The 333-nt window shown below is 51.4% G+C and carries 1 protein-coding gene; it reads right to left on the reverse strand.

The window, feature by feature from the left end:
- Positions 1 to 91: 91 nt before the first annotated feature.
- A partial coding sequence (locus R0J87_RS19095) for a type VI secretion system baseplate subunit TssG (protein ID WP_498888209.1) occupies positions 92 to 333 on the reverse strand: 242 nt, incomplete at its 5' end.

Consider the following 333-nt stretch of genomic DNA (forward strand, 5'->3'; position numbering starts at 1 on the left):
CTTCACCCTTAGCCGCTTCATTTCGGCATTTGCCCTCCTGGCACTCCGCCATGCAGTCAAGACTGCAGGTAGCAGAGTGCCAGGTACTCATCTAGACAGCGCCGATGATCACCACTGTCTGTTTATCACCTTGCACGTTACCCAACCAACTGACTTGTCCCAGCCGGTTCGCTTCCTTCGAGCCCAAAATGCTGGCTGGTAATCCATCCGATTTCACTTCCAGTTTCAGATCCCAGGCCATAGGGTCGCGCAATACAAAACGCATCAGCTCTTTGAGTAACCCGTAACCTTGTTCACCCGGCAGGAAGTGACAATATTGCTCATAATCCAATT

This window comes from Halomonas sp. SIMBA_159 (genome assembly GCF_046536035.1).
Classification (GTDB): Bacteria; Pseudomonadota; Gammaproteobacteria; order Pseudomonadales; family Halomonadaceae; genus Vreelandella; species Vreelandella venusta_A.